Here is an 18110-nt window from a genome sequence, read left to right as displayed (position 1 = left end):
GGCTTCCTCCTAAAAGAAAGCCTTGAATCACGTTCAATCTGATTTGAGAATCCCAAGAGTCCACACGGCCTAGCGCTTCTTGGTGCCGAGACGTGGGATGCATTTGCGCACGCGCGTCACGCCCTGGCTCGTCATCTGCGAGCCCGAGACTTCCTTGATCTGGCCCGCGGGGCATGATCCGTCGTCGACCATCACGCGCTGGCCCAGTCGCAAATCAATGATGTCCTGCTCGCGTCCCAGCACCTGCGCCGACGCTGACAGTGGCGATGCGAGCCAGCCAAGCAGCGCGATGCAGCCGACGCGCAGAATTCTTTCCGAAATCATCAGCGTCACTTGAGCGTCACTTCCCTTGGATCTTCAGCCCGTCGGGGCCGACATTGATCTGGAAACCTTCGGGCTGCTTCTTGGCCTGGTAGAGCTGGTAGCCGAGCACGCCGATGACGGCGAGCAGCACACCGATGATCGGATACAGGACGTTGCGATTGCCGGGCATCCGGTATCTCCGCCGTACAGCTTTTCATTTTCAGCTTAATGAGCCGCCGGCGATTCTCATAGAGCCGCGCGCGACGTTGGCGTTTTGGCGACGCGGGCTCTCGGCTTGCGGCGCTCGCGCAGCGCGGTGAGTGACGCCTTCGCCAGTCGCTCGGCCGATGCTTTCAGTTGCGGAAGGTCGTGGCCGGCAAACCCCAGCACGAAGCCGGGCAGGGGACGCGCGCGATGATAGGTCTCCGCAAGCAGCCAGCCGTCGACGCCGGCCGCGCGTCTGGCCTCTGACGCCACGACCGGGTCGGTCGACGGATCGAACCGCGCCACCAGATGCAGGCCCTGCGAGGGCACCGGCACCGACAGCTCACCGTCTGATGCCGCCGCCAGCGTCGAGGCCAGTACGTCACGCGCTTCGCGGTAGAGCCTGCGCACCTTCTTCAGGTTGGCGGCGAAGGCGCCGGAGTTGAGCATGTCAGCGACAGCGCCTTCCATCAGCGTGCCCGGAAAGCGGTCGAGCGCGGCGCGGGCCGCCGTCACCGGGCCGATCAATTTTTCAGGCAGCGCGCAGTAGCCGATGCGCAATCCCGGAAACAGCGTCTTGGCAAACGTGCCCATGTAGATGACGCGCCGGAGATGATCGATGCCGGCCAGCGACAGCAGGGGAGCGCCGTCATAGCGGAACTCGCTGTCGTAATCGTCCTCGAACACAAAGGCATCGGCGGCCTTGGCCCAGTCGAGCAGTTCCAGCCGGCGCGGCATCGACATCTGCACGCCGAGCGGAAACTGATGCGACGGCGTCACATAGGCCGCACGCGCCGCCGGCGCGCGGGCCCGGCCGTTCGCAACCATCATGCCCGATGCGTCGACCGGAACGGAAACCGCGCGATAGCCGCAATGCTCGATGGTTCGGCGCGCGATTGGGTACCCCGGATCCTCGCACCAGATCTGATCGCCGGGCTTGAGGATTGCGCTCAACACGATGCGCAACCCGTGCAGCGTGCCCGACGTCAGCATGATCTGCTCGGGGTCGCAGCGCAGGCCGCGCGCCGACAACAAATGATCGGCGATTGCGGCGCGGAGCTCGCGGCTGCCCCTGGGATCGCCGTAATGGAAATGCACGGCGCTGAAGGCGCGCATCCGTCGCCCGACGAAGGCGCGGAAGCGCTGCAGGGCGCGGCTATCGATATGCGTGCAGCCGAGCGCGAGCGCGCCTTGCTGGGGCGCATCGATGGTGATCTTTGGCTTCGGCGCTTCGCGGGCGCGGGCAGGGATGCGGGCCGCGACGAACGTCCCCGAGCCTGTGGTCGCCACCGCGAACCCGTCCGCGATCAACCGTTCATAGGCGGTGACGACCGCGTTACGGCGAAAGCCGGTCTGCCGTGCCAGCGTGCGGGAGGGCGGCAGCGGCTCGCCCGGTTTGACGATGCCGCCGAGGATGGCGTGGCAAAGCGCCTGGTAGAGGCGCTGCTGGGCGGAGGCGCCCGGTGTGATGTGCGGTCCGGAAAGGTCGAGCGGCAGTTCGGCCTTGCTCGGCGACGCAGAATTGGTCGAAATTTTTCGCATGGAATTGGCACTATCGCAGACCAAATCCGGCGCTACAACTGTTTCGAAACGTTCAAAATCCTAAACAGGAGTTACCGTGAGCGAAGGTGCTGCCGCCTCATATCCGCTGTCACCACGAAACCAGGTGAAGCGCCGCCATGATCGCGGCTTCTACGATCATGAAACCGTTCACCGCATCCTCGACTCCTCGATGCTGTGCCACGTCTCCTATGCGATCGACGGCCAGCCCTATTGCACGCCGACCTTCTTCTGGCGCGAGGGAATACGGCTGTACTGGCACGGCAGCAGCGCCAGCCGCATGCTGAGGAACCAGTCCGCGGGCCAGAGGGTCTGTCTCACGGTCGCGCATCTCGACAGCCTGGTGCTGGCGCGCTGCGGCTTCAATCATTCGGCCGACTACCGCGCGGTGATGGCGTTTGGGACGGCCTACCTCGTCACCGATCCGGACGAGAAGCAGCGCGCGCTGGTCGCGATGGTCGACCGCTTCTTTCCCGATCGCACCGCGAGCCTGCGGCAGAGCAATACGCAGGAGATCAAGGCGACATCCTTCATCGCGATGGAGATCGAGGAAGCCTCGGCCAAGATCCGCGCCAAGGGCGTCGCCGATGACGATGAGGATTACGAGCTGCCGATTTATGCCGAGCGCATTCCGGTGCGCACCGTGCTCGGCGCGCCGGAACCTTGCTCGCGGCTGCTCGACGGCGTGACGCGGCCGGCATCACTCGATGGCTATTCGGAAGGCCGTCTGCTCGAAGAAGCATTGCGAGATGCCTATTTTGCGCAGTACCCCGGTGGCTGAGATCACGCTATAGCGGTGTCGGGCAAGCGCCCGTGCGCTTGATGATCGAACCTGGAGTTGGAGCCGCCGCATGAATGCCGATACGCAACAAAGGATCCTGGACGCCGTTGATGCCGGCTTCGATGCGCAGCTTGCGACCACGAAGGAATTCGTCGCGATCCCCTCGACCCGTGGCGCGGAAGGTCCATGCCAGGACATGATCGGCGATCTCCTGCGCGCACGCGGCTACGAGGTCGACGACTGGCATATCAATGTCGACGATCTGAAGGATCTTCGCGGCTTCGGCCCGATCGAGCATGATTTCTCCAGGGCGCGCACGGTGGTCGGCACCTATCGGCCGCCTACCGATGGCGGCAAATCGCTGATCCTGCAGGGGCACTGCGACGTGGTGCCGACGGGCCCGCTCGACATGTGGGAGACGCTGCCATTCTCACCCACCATCAAGGACGGGCGGATGTATGGCCGCGGCGCCTGCGACATGAAGTCGGGCACGATCGGCGCGCTCTATGCGCTTGATGCGATCAAGGCTGCAGGCTTTCGCCCGACCGGGCGGATCCACTTCCAGTCGGTGATCGAGGAGGAGAGCACCGGCGTCGGCGCGCTCTCGACGCTCCAACGCGGCTATCGTGCCGATGCCTGCTTCATCCCGGAGCCGACCGACGGCAAGATGATCCGCTCGCAGGTCGGCGTGATCTGGTTTCGGCTGAAGGTGCGCGGCTTCCCGGTGCACGTGTTCGAGGCGGGCGCCGGCTCGAACGCGATCATGGCGGCGTATCATCTGATCCACGCGCTGGAGAAGCTCGAAGCCGAGTGGAACGAGCGCGCCAAGGCCGACCGGCATTTCAAGGATGTCGCGCATCCCATCAACTTCAATCCCGGCATCATCAAGGGCGGCGACTGGGCCTCCAGCGTGCCGGCCTGGTGCGACGTCGATTGCCGCATCGCCGTGCTGCCGGGCTGGTCGATCGCGGAGTGCCAGAAGGAGATTTTGGCTTGCGTCTCGGCGGCCGCGCGCGACCATCGTTTCCTCTCCAACAATCCGCCTGAGGTGCAGTGGTCGGGCTTCCTGTCCGAGGGCTATGAGCTGACTGACGCGGCCGCGCCGGAAGCGGCGTTCGCGAAGGCGTTTGGCGCCGTCTATGGCGGCACGGTGGAAGACCGTGCCTTCACCGCGCTCACCGATACCCGCTTCTACGGATTGAACTACAACATCCCGAGCCTGTGCTTCGGCGCCAGCGGCGCGGCGATGCACGGCTTCAACGAATATGTCGATCTGGAGTCGCTGCGCAAATCCACCAAGGCCACCGCACTGTTTATCGCGGAATGGTGTGGGGTGGAGAAGGTGTAAGGCGCCGTAGGGTGGGCAAAGCGAACGGGTCGCGCGAACGCGCGCCCGATGACAAGCTCCGCGTGCCCACCATTCACGGCCGGTGCAAGAGAAGGTGGGCACGCTTCGCTTTGCCCACCCTACGAATTCGACGACCACAGCGCCGCGACGATCGCATCCAGCCCATCGGTGAGCGCGGCGGGGCCCGGCTGCAAAATGATCGTCGACTTGATCTCGACGATACGATCGTTGCGCACGGCGGGGATGTCGCGCCAGCCGGGACGGTTACGGATGCGGTCGGGCACGACCTTCTTGCCGCACCAGGAGGCGAGGATCACGTCAGGCGCGGCGTCACGCACGATCTCGGGCGCGATGATGCGGTCTTTTGCCGCCTTCTGTAGCCGCAAGCCTGGCAGCGCGTCTTCGCCGCCGGCGATCTCGATCAGCTCGGACACCCAGCCGATGCCGCTGATCAGGGGATCGTCCCATTCCTCGAAATAGACTTTTGGCTTTGGCTGCGAACGCGGTGTCGCAGCGATGGCGGCGAGGCGCTGCTCGAAATCCGCGGCAAGCCGGTCGGCGCGTTCGGCGGCGCCGACGATGGCGCCGAGGATGCGGATCATCGCCATGATGCCGGCAATGTCGCGCTGGTTGAAGACGTGGACGTCGACGCCGGCCCGCACGAGATCGGCGACGATGTCGGCCTGGATGTCGGAGAAGGCGAGCACGAGGTCCGGCTCGAGTGCCAGGATTTTCGGGATGTCGGCCGAGATGAACGCCGCGACGCGCGGCTTCTCGCGCCGGACCTGCGGCGGTCGCACCGCATAGCCGGAGACGCCGACGATGCGGTCCTGCTCGCCGAGCAGGTACAGCGTCTCCACGGTCTCCTCGGTGAGGCAGACGATCCGGCGGGGAGGAAAGTGGCGCATCGGAAATCTCTATCGTCGGCCGCATCGTCACGCCGGCCATTACCTCCGACGTCATTGCCTGATTTACCGGCTCCGTCCATTCTCTGCCGCTGCCGCGCGCACAACAAAACGGGAGGACGCATGACGCCGCTGGAAAAGATCCAATCGATGAAGATGCCGTTTGCGGAACTGAAGGGCGTCATCTTCACGGAGGCCGACAAGGACCGCGTGGTGGCAAAGATGCTGGTGCGGCCGGACCTCTGCACGCTGCATCACACCATCCACGGCGGCGCGGTGATGGCGCTTGCGGACTCGGTCGGGGCGGCCGCGACTGTGATCAATCTGCCCGAGGATGCCAAGGGGACGACGACGATCGAGAGCAAGACCAACTTCATTGGCGGCGCCAAGGAGGGGACCACGGTCATCGCCGTTGCCACGCCCGTGCATCGCGGGCGGCGCACGCAGGTTTGGCAGATCCGATTGGAAACCGAGGACGGCAAGCTGGTCGCCATCGTAACCCAGACCCAGATGGTACTTTAGTACGCGCGAAGTCCTGAATTCATCAATAAATTCAATCCGAAGATCAAGTGAATCCAAATGCGAGATTCGGTGAATCTACGTACTTGAATTTCATGCTGCGACGCACAATATTGGGTGTCTAGGGATTCGACGCCTCCTCGAGGGCTACCACGAGGAGTTATGGAATGAACTACGATTCTGCCCGTTCGGCGCCAGCCAAAGGTACCGTTCGGACCCTCAGCCAGTCGGAATTGCCGCTTTTGCGGGATCATCTGCTGAGGCTGGACCGAACCAGCCGCTATGATCGCTTCCATGGCTTCATGGATGACGGCTTCATCAAGCGCTACGCCGAAAAATGCGCCAGCGACGGCACCGTCATCATCGCCTATTTCGACAACGGCACGGTGCGCGGTGCGGCCGAATTGCATCCGCCGGAGCAATCGCCGGACGGCGAGCCTGAGATCGCCTTCAGCGTGGAGCGCTCGGCGCGCCGCAAGGGCGTCGGCAGCGTCCTGTTCCGCAAGCTGATCGCAGAGGCGCAGGCGAGGGGCTATCGCTCGCTTCGGATCACCACCGGTGCGCAGAACGAGGCGATGCGGACGCTCGCCAGCAAGTTCGGCGCGAAGCTGACGTTCCGCCACGGTGAATCCACCGGCAGCATCGATCTCGCGCGGCATGGCCAGCCGGAACCGGTCCCGGCGGCGGTTGCGCCGCTGGAGGCGGCGCGCGCGATCGCCAATCTCAACCGCGCCTATTGGCAGATGGTGTTCAAGATGTACGGCTGGGGCCGCGCCGCCTGATCGGCGCGCCGCTACGCCCGCGCCGCCCCGGCAATTCGTTCAGATGAACGAGTTGCCAATCGCAGTTCAGGTGCCGGTGCGCTTGTCGTTACCGAACCGCCGGACCACGCGCCGCTCGACCACGACCGCGCGCTGCGCGCCTTGCTCGCCCGTGATCACACGGGTCGCCGATCTTACGCTGGTTCGCGCCGTCTTCTTCACCTCAGCCAGCACGTCCTCGTAAGGAAGGCCCATCAAGGCGGACGCGATCTCGGCCTGCTGCTCGAGGTCGTCGGTGATGCCGACGGCGGCGAAGATCGCTTCCTCCAGCGTCGGCGGATCGCGCCTCACGCGTCGGGGACCATATTTCGTTTGCCAGTCTTCGCTCATCGGGGCCTCGCTGGGAGCGCAACGACGGTTCCATGAATCGTCATCCGCCCGCCTCTTCGTTTTGAGCATGATCTCCGCGCAAACCCTTCGTGTCTGTCGCGAGGAAAAACCGGTAGCTACTTTTTCCGGATCATGCGTGGGCCGGATACCTAGGCGCCATATTGTTGCATTGCAATATGAAACTGACATGGCAATCCAGCCATGCACGGTAGACTTTCTCAAGTTTACCCCGACTCATCGCGCGATCGTTACCGGTTATGCACCGCAATCGTGCGTCGCTCGGCCGTCGTCACTCACATCGAGGCCGCCGTTTCGATAGCTGCGGAATCAACGGGCGGCTGCGGCCAGCGTTGCAACGCGGCGCGGCCTGCGTCGGTCAGCACATAGATCCCGCGCTCGGCGCGGTCGAACCAGCCGTAAACATTATGCAGCAGGATCTTGCCGGCATCCGGAATATCGACCCGGAGCTCGCGCACGCGCCGTGGTCCATTCGCGAGGGCCGACGCGCAGGCAAGCGCCTGCTGGCGGTAGGCGGTCATGATCGGCGAGCGCGTGCTGCCGCCCATCACGGGATCGCCCTTGCGGCGATTGTGTTCGGCAACCAGGCGCGAGCGCTTCTTCGGATCGCGGCGCGGCGCCGTGGTCGGCGGCTTCACCAGCACCTCGACCTCGCCGGCGCCGGTCACTCCCAGCATGCCGAAGCCGAGGCGGCGGCAGAGATTGCGGTAGCGCGCGTCGCTTTCGCGTCCCTTGCCGCGCGTCGATAATTTGGCGGCGATCCATATCTCGTCGCAGGCGCCGGCGCGCCCGACCGCCTGCAGGATCAGTTCCAGGTTGAAGGTGAGCTTCAGCTCACCGACCACGACGACCGGCGGATCGTCGCCGCTCAGCGCCACCAGGTCGCAGCCGCCGATCTCGCCCTTCACCGTGAAGCCGAGCTGTTCGAGGAACCGTTTGACGGGCAGATAGAGCGAGGTTTCCACGCGCAAGACTCCAGCCGCGGAATGCCGCGACTCAATTTCGAGGAGTCTACCGCAAAGCGTTTGCCGGGACGGTGGCAAAACGGTTAGTCTTGGTGCGGGACGACTAGACCAAATGGCGATCGGTGAGCCTGCGCGAGCAAACGGTCCGCGCGGGAACTGGTTGCATTTGTCGCGTGAGAAGCAGGCGCCAGGGTGCTGCAGGGACTGTACAAATTCTCGTTCAGGACAGCGCGGGGCACTGGCTGCGGCGTGATGTTCGCAACCGCCTCCGGCAAGTTCTATGGCGGCAATTCCGGTTCGTCCTTCATCGGCAGCTACACGGAGGAAGGCGGCATCATCTCGTCCGAGGTGAAGATGACGCGCCACAACCACGATCCGGACTATGTGCCGATGTTCCCGGTCGACAACATCGTCATGACCTTCAAGGGCACGCACAAGGGCGACGAGGTTCATTTCGAAGGCGGGACCTCCGCCTTGCCCGGCATCGTGTTCACGGCGATCCTGACCCCGATCAACGACAAGGATGCGCCTGCGCCTGGCAGGGTCGGACCCGACGGCATCGGCAACGGGCTCTATTCCATCCACATTCGCATGCTTGATGGACTCGACGGCGGCAACACCGGCGTGATGATGCTGCATGACGGCCGCATCTGGGGCGGCGATGCTTATTTCGACTATATCGGCGCCTACACCGCCGCGAATGGCCGGTGGAAGGGCGAGATCGTCAATCGCGAGCATACGCCGAGCCTGGGCGAGCGGCCGCTGTTCGGCCGCCACGAAGTCGGCATTGGCTTCTCCGGCACCTACGATTCCGAAGGCGCCGAGGCTGAAGCCACTGCGCTCGCCGGCAAACGCAGCGTCCGCTTCAAGGCGGTCCTGAAGAAGCTGGTGGAGGCGTGAGGGTCAAAGGTCTCGACATCTGCCCGCGCGATAGGCGCTGATTGCTTCAGTGGCTAACGGATCAAGCTTGCCCGCGCGGGCGTTGCGCTCGATTTCCATATCGAAGCTGCCGGCATCGAATGCTTCAAACCATGCTCGAAAGCGCGCCAGCTCTCCAAGAGGGAGTTGCTCAACGGCTTGTGCAATGTCTTTGCGGTCTTCATCTCGAAAACCTCTGCTAAACGCGCCCATTCACCGGCAACAGCGCGCCGGTGACTGCGCTGGCTGCGTCGCTGGCGAGGAACAGGATGACGTCGGCGAGTTCCTTTGGCGCCACCCATTTTGAGAAATCCGCCTTCGGCATGCTGGCGCGGTTGGCGGCGGTGTCGATGATCGAAGGCAGCACGGCGTTGACCGTGATCCTGCCCTTGTGCTCGGCGGCCAGCGCTTCGGTCAGGCGGTGCACGCCGGATTTCGAAGCCGCATAGGCGCCCATGCCGGCACCGGCCTGCAGTGCACCGAGCGCGCCGATATTGATGATACGCGCGGCGCTGGACGCAAGAAGGCGCGGGATCGCCGCGCGCGAGGCGTTGAGCGCGGTCGTGACGTTGAGCGCATACATCCGCTGCCAGGTTGCGGGATCGCCGTCTGAGACCGTCTCGAAGGCAAAGCCGCCGGCGATGTTGATGAGCGCGTCGAGCCGGCCGAAATGTGTCGCCGCCGTGTCGATCGCCTTTTTCGCCTGGGCTGCGTCGATCAGATCAACGCCGCCGAGCTCAATCCGGCTCGACGTCGGCGAAAGCGATGACGGCGCGTGATCAATGCCGGCCACGCATGCGCCGCGCGCCAGGGCTTCCTCAACGACCACCTTGCCGAGCGCACCGGACGCGCCGGTGATGACAATAACTTTTCCGTTCATGAGACAGCTCCGCACTACCCGGGGCAGACAGACTAAACTCAGCAGAAATTCATTTGCAATGCCGGCAAAACCGTCGCGAAATAGGCATTCAACGTTAAATAGCAATCAATTTGTGAGGCTCCAAAATGGTTGACAATTTTGCAGATGCCGAATTGCCCGATCAGTTGATCGCCTTCAAGTATCCGCTGCCACGCCCGGCCGAGGCGCTTCGGCACGGCGGGCCGCTGAAGATCATCGCGATGGGATCATCATCGACCGCTGGTAGGGAAGATGTCTTGCCTTATCCATATTGGCTGGAAATGTATCTGAGGCGCGCCAGCGATAATCCAAGGATCGATGTGCTCAACAGGGGGGTAGGCGGCCAAGAGGCGATCGAAGAACTAGATCGCTTCGATTCGGACATTTTCGCCGAAGCACCGGCACCGTCACTGGTGATCTGGCAGGTCGGCACCAACGCCGTCTTCCACAAGGAGAAGTACAACGTCGACGACGTCGCGGCGAAAATTGCCGTCGGTGTCGACCGGCTTCGTGCCCATGCAGGCCAGATGGACGTGCTGCTGATCGATCCGCAACATGTCCCGGCGATGTTGATCGACGACAAGGCGGAGCTTTCCGAGCGCATGGTCTCGCTGATCGCCGCAGTGGCAGAGCGGGCAGGAGTCAATGTGTTTCGCCGCTGGGCGCTGATGCAGCATTGGCATGCGCAGAACAATATCGGTTTCGATCGTATGCTCGACCCGACCGATCCCGATCGATTGCATCAGAGCGACGGCAGCACGCTCCGGATCTCTAGGGGTCTTACGGATGCTATTCGGAAAGCTGCCGCCGTAGCGTAGCCGTCTACGTAGGACTACGGTCTCGCCCTTGATCGGTAAAATTTGCCGGACTTCTGTAAGTCGATTGCAGAATCCGTTCGCTAGAAGCGAGGTCCCATCATGGCAGGGGATCAGACCATGGGAAACTTACCCGATCACGGTTTACCGCTCGTTCAGCTTAAGGAGCAGCGGCGGGACTTGGTCGTCGCGCTGCAGAATCGCGCCGGTCCGGTCAGCGGCTGGGAGTTGATGCAGATCGCGGCCGTACAGCAGGCGATCTCGGCCTTCGAGGAGGTCATCGCCGACCTCGACGCCGAGCTGGAAGCGGCTGCTTAGAGCTTGTCGAGATAGAGCGCGGAGAGTTGCGCGCGCTCAGCCTCGGCGATGCCGAGTCCGTCGCGGATATAATTGTCGAGGCCGCCGTAATCGGCGTTGATGGCCTCGAACGACGTGGCCAGGAAGGCCGCCCGCACCGTGCCGATCACCTGCAGGACACTGTCGGGCAGATCGCTGGTCACGATGGGATCGCGCCGATAGAAGCGGTTGGTCAGCAGATAGTCTTCGGAGATCACCTCATCGGGAACGCCGAGCGTGTGCAGGATCAGCGCGCAGGCGAAGCCGGTGCGGTCCTTGCCGGCGCTGCAATGGATGACGAGCGGCGCGCGGTCCTCCAACAGATGCGCAAACAGTGCGCGGAAGCGCGGCGTGTTCTCCTGCACATAGCTCCGGTAGGAATCGCGCATCACCTCGATGGCGTCATTCTCGGTCGGCGGACTGCCGCTGGCGGCGATGGCGCGCAGCGCGGCGATCACCGTTGGTTCGACAGGGAGCGAATGCACGGTGATCTCGGCGACCCCGCACAGCCCCTCGGCGCGCTCCTCGCGGCCACGGAAATCGAAGGCGCTGCGGACGCCGAGGCCGCGGACCACTGCGACATCGTCGTCGGTGAGGCGGCCGAGATGGTTGGAGCGAAAGATCTGGCGCCAACGGACGCTGCGGCCGTCGCGCGTGGTGTAGCCGCCGAGGTCGCGGAAATTGCTGGCGCCGGCGAGATTGAAATGTCGGGCAGGGGAATCTTGCATCGGGCTGACTTAAGCAATCTTCTACGGCAAGCAGATGACCGGATAAGAGATGGTGCGCATCCCGCGCTCGTCTATACTCAAGCTGGCTCCGGGGGCGAAGCATGAATCATCGGCAGGCAGCGATTTTTGCGGTGGTCTTGGTGGCGGGAACCCTCGCCGGCAGGTCGCAAGCCTCGGCCCAGAGCACGTTCCGGAACTATCGCTGTGCTGACGGCACGCAGTTCATCGTGGGATTTTTCCAGTACGATTCCCGCGCCCATCTGCAACTCGACGGCAAGGCGGTGACGCTGTTGAAGCGGCTGACCGTGTCAGGCTCGCGCTACTCCGGCGGCGGCGTTACGCTGAGGATCACCAAAGCCGGCCTCGCCACGCTCAAGCACGCCACGCGGCCGGCCACGGCCTGCGAGCTGGCATGAAAAAGGGCCGAAACGCGCTCGCTCCGACCCTTTTCTACGCTACCGATCCCCGACATTCCCGTCGGGACGTTATCCGACATCCACCCGGCATTAGTGGTCACGCGTTGGCTTGGATTCCTCGATAGCCGCTTGGTGGTACCAGCTACCGCTGCAATCGGCCTTGTTCACCTGTGAGGCGGCAATCTCGAGCGCCGACTTGGTCTCACCGTAGCGGTGTCCCGCGATGGAGGCCCGGCCGCCGACCGGAAATTGGTAGATCTTGGCAGATCCCTGATTCAAACCCGAATTCATGTGATTCTCTCCTCTCATCGGAGCTGCGATCCTCCATGGTGCGCCCGACTTGTTCTCGTGTGGTTACCCGGACCTGCGATATCAGCCGTGCCCCGCTCGGATGCAAGATGATCAAAAAAGTCACTAGATGATCATTCTGTAGGCATTTTCGGTTTTGCTTCGCGTGAGGCACTAAGCAGATGGCTAACTCGTAAGCCGCGGCGAAGGTTGCGGGTGCGGGGCGGCGCATCCAAGGAAAGTTGCTTGGGCGTGCCAAGGCTTTAATCGGACCGCAGGCACCTAGCCAAAATTGCCGGAGAATCAGGCGCCGGTTACCGCCTCAAAGGGTCATTTGGCCGCCTGACGCGCATGCCAGCCGCGCTTCTATGTCGCAGCGAAAATGGCGTCTCGCCGTCTGGACTTTTCCCCAGAGGCTCGCTCCCGCACTGCAGCGATTGGCATTCAAATTGCTTGGTAGATTCTTGGCCGATGGTGGCCGGGTACGCGTGGGGCAAGACCGGCTGGCTTTTCGGCCCCTCGCGTTTTGCATCATCAACAGAGAGGCTCAATGACCAAGTACAAGCTCGAGTATATTTGGCTCGACGGGTATACGCCGACACCGAATTTGCGCGGCAAGACTCAGATCAAGGAATTTGCGTCGTTTCCGACGCTCGAGCAGCTTCCGCTCTGGGGCTTCGATGGCTCCTCCACCATGCAGGCTGAAGGCCACAGCTCCGATTGCGTGCTGAAGCCGGTCGCCGTCTATCCGGACGCTGCGCGCACCAACGGCGCGCTCGTGATGTGCGAAGTCATGATGCCCGATGGCGTCACCCCGCATCCGTCCAACAAGCGCGCCACCATTCTCGATGACGCCGGCGCCTGGTTCGGCTTTGAGCAGGAATATTTCTTCTACAAGGACGGCCGTCCGCTGGGCTTCCCCTCGAGCGGCTATCCCGCTCCGCAGGGCCCGTACTACACCGGCGTCGGCTACAAGAACGTCGGCGATGTCGCCCGCAAGATCGTGGAAGAGCATCTTGACCTCTGCCTCGCCGCCGGTATCAACCACGAAGGCATCAACGCCGAAGTGGCGAAGGGCCAGTGGGAATTCCAGATCTTCGGCAAGGGCTCCAAGACCGCTGCTGATCAGATGTGGATGGCGCGCTATCTGATGCTGCGCCTCACCGAGAGCTATGGCATCGACATCGAGTTCCACTGCAAGCCGCTCGGCGACACCGACTGGAACGGCTCCGGCATGCACGCCAACTTCTCGACCCAGTACATGCGCGAAGTCGGCGGCAAGGAGTACTTCGAGGCGCTGATGGAAGCCTTCAAGGCCAACCGCGCTGACCACATCGCGGTCTACGGTCCGGACAACCATATGCGCCTGACCGGCAAGCACGAGACGGCCTCGATCGATACCTTCTCTTACGGCGTCGCCGACCGCGGCGCTTCGATCCGCGTTCCGCACTCCTTCGTCAACAACAGCTACAAGGGCTATCTGGAAGATCGCCGTCCGAACTCCCAAGGCGACCCCTACCAGATCGCTTCGCAGATCCTGAAGACCGTCGCTCAGGTCCCGACCGGCAAGAAGGCCGCGGCCTAAGACGCTCCCGGCCCGGGCTGGGGGCGCCCGGGGCCGCAATCAAGTCCGCCAAAGCCGTCTGGCTTTGGCGGACTTTCGCATTTTAGTGGCATTGGACTGGTTGCACTTCCGAACCGTCCACACGCTTTGTTCAGCGCAAGCCGGTATCGACCTCACCGAAAGCGCGCTAGACTTGGTCTGGATGGCGCAGGCCGGGGACCGACGTGGGTTTCGGAGGCTTCTATAAGGTCAGATTTCAGCTCAACGATGCGGTCGGCCGCAGCGTGATGCATGCGCACGACGGCAAGATGCTCGGCGGCAATTCGGCCTTCGCCCATATCGGCACTTACGAGGAAAGCGGCGACGATGTCTCGGTTGTGGTCAGGACCGTGCGCCACAATCCGGATCCCAACTATCCCGCCATGGCCGGCACCGATGATGCGACGCTGGTGGCGCAGGGCCGGCCCAATGGTGACACCTATCGCTTCGAGGGAGGGTTGCGGGAGGTGCCAGGCGTCCCGTTTCAGGCAGTGCTGACGCCGATCGAGGAGCAGGAGATTCCGATCGCCGGCGGCGTCGGCGAGGGCGGGATCGCCAACGGCCTCTATTCCATCGATCTTCGTCTGCTGGATGGGGTCTCAGGCGGCCTGACCGGCGTGATGCTGCTCAAGGATGGCCGCATCGTCGGCGGTGACGCGTGCTTCTATTATCTTGGTACCTACTTCTCGGAGAATGGCCGCTGGAAAGGCCAGATCCTCAACCAGGAGCACACACCGGCGAGGGGCGAGAATCCGGTCTTCGGTGGCCACGAAGTCGGTATCGGCTTTTCCGGCACCTGTGATGACGAGGGAGCGGTGCTGGAAGCAACCGCGCTCGCCGGCAAGCGCAGCCTGCGATTGACGGCAGTGCTGAAGCTGATGCGCCGCCTGTAAGACGCGATGCCAGACACCATTCGCCTGCTCTCTACGCTGGCGCTGAAAGGCGCAGTTGCCAATCTTGCCGGACTGTATGAGGCGTCCAACGACGTACGGATCGACGCCGATTTCGCGCCGACATTGGCGCTGCTCGACCGGATCAGGCGCGGCGAGGGCGCCGACATCCTCATCCTGACGCAAGAGGGGCTCGCCGAGCTCGTGCGGGAAGGACGCGTGGCCGCGGAGAGCTGCGTCGATCTCGCGCGCTCCTATGTCGGCATCGCCGTGAAGGCCGGAGCCATTCATCCCGACATCACCAGCGAGGCGGCATTGCGCGCGACGCTGCTGGCTGCGCGCTCGGTGGCTTATTCGCGGATCGGCGCCAGCGGCATTTTCTTCGCGCAACTGATCGAGCGCTTAGGCATCGCGGCCGAGATCAACGCGCGTGCGACCATTATTCCGTCGGGATTCACCGCGGAGCGGCTCATCACTGATGAGGCCGATCTCGCCGTGCAGCAGATCAGCGAATTGAAGCAGGTTGCGGGCATCGAGGTCGTCGGCGCAATTCCGCGCGAGTTGCAGACGCCGGCGGTGTTCTCAGCGGGCCGCATGATTGGCTCGGAGAAGGCGGGGCAGGCCGACCGGCTGCGGCGCTATCTCGCTTCCGCCAAGGTCGCGCCGATGCTGCGCGAGTCGGGGCTTGAGCCTTGATGTATCACGGTGGACGCTGCGCTGACCCGCCATCGCGTTGCTGCGAACTTTAGGTTGTGCAATGCTCGTGGCATTCATTGGAGGGAATGCCATGGCCAAGAAGCGGAAATCAGCCGGCGGCAAAACGCCATTCCACGCCGTCGTCGAGAAAATCCAGAATCGCAGCATCAGCGATGCCGACATTTCGAATTTCTTTGTCGTCCAGCCCAATCCGCGGCGGCCATTCGATTTCACGGTCGGTTTGAACCGCTCCGCCGTTGATTTTCAGGGCATCGAGAAATCCGCCAAGCTGGCCGACGCCCTTGCGCATGATGCGTCGATTGGCCGAGATGAAAAGCTTGCTCCGACCACGCCACCGAAGGGTTTTGGTCGCAAGGTCCCGGTTGTCGCCGAGGGCGATTCATGGTTTCGGCTGCCGCCGCTGGTCATGCCGCCCACGCTGATTGACGTGCTCCAGCAAAGTTACGTCTATCCCATCAGCAATCTGGCGCATTGGGGAGATACGCTCACGGAAATGATCCAGGCCGGCCAGTTCTGGCCCGCGCTGATCTCCGGGGAGGCGGATACGTTTCTGTTTTCCGGCGGAGGAAACGACATGCTTGGCGGCGATGCCGGCATCGCGCGCTTCCTCAATCTGTTCGATCCCGATCACGCCAATCCGTCGGATGCCGCCTACTACGTCAAGCCGGAATTCTACGCAAACCTCAAGTTGGTCCTGCAGGACTACGAGTCCCTGATCCAGCGCGTCCATCTGCGCGCGCCTGATGTGATCATGGTCGGCCACGGCTACGACTACGCGATCCCGCGCAGCAGCGGCCCCTGGATCGGAAATGGCATGATGTTCGTGGGACTCGACCCGACCTTTCAGGCCGACCTCTGCCAGGCGATCATGCGCATCATGACCGATGCCTTCAACAAGGGGCTTGCGGGCTTCGCCGCGACCTATTCGAATTATCGTTTTGTCGACCTGCGCGGGGTGGTCGGCAAGAACGAGTGGCGCGACGAGTTGCATCCGACGGCCGCCGGCGCCGCAAAGACCGCCGCCCGATTTGATGCGATGCTGAAGAGCCTGCCCAAGTCCGGCACGTTCGAGACGCCGGCGATTGCGTCGCGCGCGCTGTTCGGGCGGGCCGCCTAGATCCCTTTTCAAGGCTGTCGAATGCCGGCTTTGCCGCCATCGGCAGCCTTGAATTTGCCGGGCCGTCGAAGCAACGTAGCGGCATGAAGAAACGACTTTCCTGCTGCCTGTTTGCTGCGCTCATGGTTGGCGTGGCGCCGGGCCATGCCCATGCGCAATCTGCCGACCTCGTGCTGTGCGACCGCCTCGCGGCCGATCCCTCCGATCCCGACAAGCCCGCCGACGTCAAGGGCGTGCCGGAGGTCGCCTCGGCCGACATCGCGACCGCGATCAAATACTGCGCGACTGCCACGAAATCCTCGCGCCGGGCGATGTATCAGCTCGGCCGCGCCTATGCGGCCAATCGGCAAACGGCGGAAGCGGTCGCGGCCTGGCGCAAGGCGGCGGACAAGGGCTCGACCTCGGCGATGGTCGAACTCGGCGTGCTCTATGGGACCGGCGCGGGCGTCGCGAAAGATGAGGCGCAGGCGCGCAAACTGTTCGAGCGCGCGGCGCAGGCCGGAAATCCGCGCGGCGTCACCAATCTCGCCGCGCTGGGCGGCTCCTCGGCGGCCGACCCGGCGCGCGCCCGCGAATTGCTCGCGAAGGCCGCCGAGACCAACCCCGAGGCGCAATATCAGCTCGGCCTGATGCTTTCCGAAGGCACCGGCGGTGAGAAGGATGATGTCGCGGCGCGCGCGCTGTTCGAGAAGGCGGCGGCGCAAAATCATCCGGGCGCGCTGGAGCGGATGGGCGCCTTCGCGCAATCCGGCCGCGGCGGTCCGAAGGATTCGGATGCCGCGAAAGCCTATTACGAGCGCGCCGCAGCCCTCGGCGACGAGGACGCCAAGAAGGCGCTGGAGCGGGCGCGATGTCCGATGACGATCAAGGACAAGCGCGGCAACGTCGTGACGAACCTCTGCTTCTAGCGCGATCAATGGTAGCCCAGCCGTCATTGCGAGCGTAGCGAAGCAATCCATCTCTCAAAGCTTGCGGTGACAATGGATTGCTTCGCTACGCTCGCAATGACGTCTGTGGTGCGGCTTGTTCGAATTCCGTAAGCCGCTTTGCCGCCACGGCCCAGAATTGGGAGCTCGCGGCCTACGAACTGAGCCAGCTCGAATCCAGCCTTGCGGAAGCAGCCATGCTGTATTCCGGTATCCCCGTCAGCAATGTCACCACGCTGAAGGATCCGTTGCAGTCGGTTTCCGACGCGATCGCCGCGAAGGATGGCCGCAAATTTGCGAAGGCCTTTGGAAATCTGACCGAAGGCTGCAATTCCTGCCACACGTCGATGGGCCGAAGCTTCATCGCCATCCGCGTTCCCACTGGACCGCAGCCATTTGGCAATCAGCTATTTCCACCTCAGCGCAAGCCCTAATGGAACCGAGAGGGTGGGGCGCGGTTGATCGGGCAAAAGGAGACCCGACCATGATCCGCAAGCTACGATCCGGCGAATACCGCCTCTATTCGCGGAAGGTCAATCCGAAGACCGGTAAACGCCGCAATCTCGGCACCTTCAAGACCCGGGCCGCGGCCGAAAAGCACGAGCGTGACGTGCAATATTTCAAGCGCCACTAGGCCGTGTGGACTCTTGGGATTCTCAAATCAGATTGAACGTGATTCAAGGCTTTCTTTTAGGAGGAAGCCT

General features: G+C 63.2%; 25 protein-coding genes. 15 read left to right on the top strand and 10 right to left on the bottom strand.

Annotated elements, in window-relative coordinates:
* Window positions 1-69: 69 nt before the first annotated feature.
* From AAFX91_RS25970 to AAFX91_RS25960, 3 genes are read right to left on the bottom strand one after another with little or no spacing between them, the layout of a single operon-like run.
* Window positions 70-324 carry a DUF6719 family protein gene (locus AAFX91_RS25970; protein ID WP_394568562.1) on the bottom strand — a complete coding sequence of 85 codons (255 nt, stop codon included), beginning with the start codon at window positions 322-324 and terminating at the stop codon, window positions 70-72.
* A gap of 16 nt (window positions 325-340) precedes the next feature.
* Window positions 341-493 carry a hypothetical protein gene (locus tag AAFX91_RS25965; protein WP_394568561.1) on the bottom strand — a complete coding sequence of 51 codons (153 nt, stop codon included), beginning with the start codon at window positions 491-493 and terminating at the stop codon, window positions 341-343.
* A 56-nt stretch (window positions 494-549) separates the two neighbouring features.
* Entirely contained in the window at window positions 550-2049 is a 1500-nt protein-coding gene (locus tag AAFX91_RS25960) for a PLP-dependent aminotransferase family protein (RefSeq protein WP_394568560.1), read from the bottom strand.
* A gap of 76 nt (window positions 2050-2125) precedes the next feature.
* Between AAFX91_RS25960 and AAFX91_RS25955 the strand changes: the two genes are divergently transcribed.
* Window positions 2126-2848 carry a pyridoxamine 5'-phosphate oxidase family protein gene (locus tag AAFX91_RS25955; RefSeq protein ID WP_394568559.1) on the top strand — a complete coding sequence of 241 codons (723 nt, stop codon included), beginning with the start codon at window positions 2126-2128 and terminating at the stop codon, window positions 2846-2848.
* 70 nt (window positions 2849-2918) lie between these two features.
* Window positions 2919-4196 (top strand): ArgE/DapE family deacylase, encoded by a 1278-nt coding sequence (locus tag AAFX91_RS25950; RefSeq protein WP_394568558.1) that lies wholly within the window; start codon window positions 2919-2921, stop codon window positions 4194-4196.
* Between the two features lie 119 nt (window positions 4197-4315).
* Here the strand turns inward: AAFX91_RS25950 and AAFX91_RS25945 are convergent, their stop codons facing one another.
* Window positions 4316-5104, bottom strand: coding sequence for a cobalamin-binding protein (locus tag AAFX91_RS25945; protein WP_394568557.1), 789 nt, complete (start codon window positions 5102-5104; stop codon window positions 4316-4318).
* Between the two features lie 120 nt (window positions 5105-5224).
* Between AAFX91_RS25945 and AAFX91_RS25940 the strand changes: the two genes are divergently transcribed.
* Both AAFX91_RS25940 and AAFX91_RS25935 read left to right on the top strand, forming a co-directional pair.
* The gene (locus AAFX91_RS25940; protein WP_394568556.1) at window positions 5225-5623 is read left to right on the top strand and encodes a PaaI family thioesterase; all 399 of its coding nucleotides are present in this window, start codon (window positions 5225-5227) and stop codon (window positions 5621-5623) included.
* A 164-nt stretch (window positions 5624-5787) separates the two neighbouring features.
* A complete protein-coding gene (locus AAFX91_RS25935; protein WP_394568555.1) occupies window positions 5788-6402 on the top strand; it encodes a GNAT family N-acetyltransferase in 615 nt (204 codons plus the stop codon).
* Window positions 6403-6468: 66 nt separating this feature from the next.
* Here AAFX91_RS25935 and AAFX91_RS25930 read toward each other — a convergent pair whose 3' ends face one another.
* Together AAFX91_RS25930 and AAFX91_RS25925 are read right to left on the bottom strand one after the other, a co-directional pair.
* The gene (locus AAFX91_RS25930) at window positions 6469-6771 is read right to left on the bottom strand and encodes a hypothetical protein (RefSeq protein WP_130579531.1); all 303 of its coding nucleotides are present in this window, start codon (window positions 6769-6771) and stop codon (window positions 6469-6471) included.
* A gap of 293 nt (window positions 6772-7064) precedes the next feature.
* On the bottom strand, window positions 7065-7754 hold the full coding sequence (locus AAFX91_RS25925; RefSeq protein ID WP_130579532.1) for a DUF2161 domain-containing phosphodiesterase: 690 nt from the start codon (window positions 7752-7754) through the stop codon (window positions 7065-7067).
* 192 nt (window positions 7755-7946) lie between these two features.
* Here AAFX91_RS25925 and AAFX91_RS25920 point away from each other — a divergent pair, with 192 nt between their 5' ends.
* Window positions 7947-8654 (top strand): hypothetical protein, encoded by a 708-nt coding sequence (locus AAFX91_RS25920; protein ID WP_245476305.1) that lies wholly within the window; start codon window positions 7947-7949, stop codon window positions 8652-8654.
* Between the two features lie 3 nt (window positions 8655-8657).
* Here the strand turns inward: AAFX91_RS25920 and AAFX91_RS25915 are convergent, their stop codons facing one another.
* Window positions 8658-8885 carry a hypothetical protein gene (locus AAFX91_RS25915; protein ID WP_394568552.1) on the bottom strand — a complete coding sequence of 76 codons (228 nt, stop codon included), beginning with the start codon at window positions 8883-8885 and terminating at the stop codon, window positions 8658-8660.
* Window positions 8872-9552 (bottom strand): 3-oxoacyl-ACP reductase FabG, encoded by a 681-nt coding sequence (gene fabG, locus AAFX91_RS25910; RefSeq protein WP_394568550.1) that lies wholly within the window; start codon window positions 9550-9552, stop codon window positions 8872-8874. The genes AAFX91_RS25915 and fabG overlap by 14 nt, the downstream gene beginning before the upstream one ends.
* A gap of 125 nt (window positions 9553-9677) precedes the next feature.
* Here fabG and AAFX91_RS25905 point away from each other — a divergent pair, with 125 nt between their 5' ends.
* On the top strand, window positions 9678-10388 hold the full coding sequence (locus tag AAFX91_RS25905) for an SGNH/GDSL hydrolase family protein (protein ID WP_282530493.1): 711 nt from the start codon (window positions 9678-9680) through the stop codon (window positions 10386-10388).
* Between the two features lie 99 nt (window positions 10389-10487).
* A complete protein-coding gene (locus AAFX91_RS25900) occupies window positions 10488-10703 on the top strand; it encodes a hypothetical protein (protein ID WP_282530494.1) in 216 nt (71 codons plus the stop codon).
* On the opposite strand, the gene AAFX91_RS25895 is transcribed toward AAFX91_RS25900, so the two are convergent.
* Window positions 10700-11449, bottom strand: a complete 750-nt coding sequence (locus tag AAFX91_RS25895) for a tyrosine-protein phosphatase (RefSeq protein ID WP_394568547.1) — start codon at window positions 11447-11449, stop codon at window positions 10700-10702. The genes AAFX91_RS25900 and AAFX91_RS25895 overlap by 4 nt on opposite strands.
* 101 nt (window positions 11450-11550) lie before the next feature.
* Between AAFX91_RS25895 and AAFX91_RS25890 the strand changes: the two genes are divergently transcribed.
* Window positions 11551-11865 carry an MliC family protein gene (locus AAFX91_RS25890; protein WP_130579537.1) on the top strand — a complete coding sequence of 105 codons (315 nt, stop codon included), beginning with the start codon at window positions 11551-11553 and terminating at the stop codon, window positions 11863-11865.
* A gap of 90 nt (window positions 11866-11955) precedes the next feature.
* Here AAFX91_RS25890 and AAFX91_RS25885 read toward each other — a convergent pair whose 3' ends face one another.
* On the bottom strand, window positions 11956-12156 hold the full coding sequence (locus tag AAFX91_RS25885) for a DUF2735 domain-containing protein (RefSeq protein WP_130579538.1): 201 nt from the start codon (window positions 12154-12156) through the stop codon (window positions 11956-11958).
* 547 nt (window positions 12157-12703) lie between these two features.
* Here AAFX91_RS25885 and AAFX91_RS25880 point away from each other — a divergent pair.
* From AAFX91_RS25880 to AAFX91_RS25850, 7 genes are all read left to right on the top strand, one after another.
* Window positions 12704-13738: a glutamine synthetase beta-grasp domain-containing protein gene (locus AAFX91_RS25880; RefSeq protein WP_130579539.1), complete on the top strand. Its 1035-nt coding sequence runs from the start codon at window positions 12704-12706 to the stop codon at window positions 13736-13738.
* A 266-nt stretch (window positions 13739-14004) separates the two neighbouring features.
* Complete coding sequence (locus AAFX91_RS25875; protein WP_165421155.1) at window positions 14005-14649, top strand: GrlR family regulatory protein; 645 nt, start codon at window positions 14005-14007, stop codon at window positions 14647-14649.
* A gap of 6 nt (window positions 14650-14655) precedes the next feature.
* A complete protein-coding gene (locus tag AAFX91_RS25870) occupies window positions 14656-15342 on the top strand; it encodes a substrate-binding domain-containing protein (RefSeq protein WP_130579541.1) in 687 nt (228 codons plus the stop codon).
* A gap of 91 nt (window positions 15343-15433) precedes the next feature.
* Window positions 15434-16480, top strand: coding sequence for a GDSL-type esterase/lipase family protein (locus AAFX91_RS25865; RefSeq protein WP_394568544.1), 1047 nt, complete (start codon window positions 15434-15436; stop codon window positions 16478-16480).
* An 83-nt stretch (window positions 16481-16563) separates the two neighbouring features.
* On the top strand, window positions 16564-17388 hold the full coding sequence (locus AAFX91_RS25860) for a tetratricopeptide repeat protein (RefSeq protein WP_394568542.1): 825 nt from the start codon (window positions 16564-16566) through the stop codon (window positions 17386-17388).
* A 77-nt stretch (window positions 17389-17465) separates the two neighbouring features.
* The gene (locus tag AAFX91_RS25855; protein ID WP_130582673.1) at window positions 17466-17840 is read left to right on the top strand and encodes a hypothetical protein; all 375 of its coding nucleotides are present in this window, start codon (window positions 17466-17468) and stop codon (window positions 17838-17840) included.
* Window positions 17841-17890: 50 nt separating this feature from the next.
* Window positions 17891-18040 (top strand): hypothetical protein, encoded by a 150-nt coding sequence (locus tag AAFX91_RS25850; protein ID WP_130582672.1) that lies wholly within the window; start codon window positions 17891-17893, stop codon window positions 18038-18040.
* Window positions 18041-18110: the final 70 nt, after the last annotated feature.

The organism is Bradyrhizobium sp. 31Argb, from assembly GCF_043638955.1.
Lineage (GTDB): Bacteria > Pseudomonadota > Alphaproteobacteria > Rhizobiales > Xanthobacteraceae > Bradyrhizobium.
The sequence above is the reverse complement of the archived record's forward strand: the minus strand, read 5'-3'. Positions and strand labels throughout refer to the sequence as shown.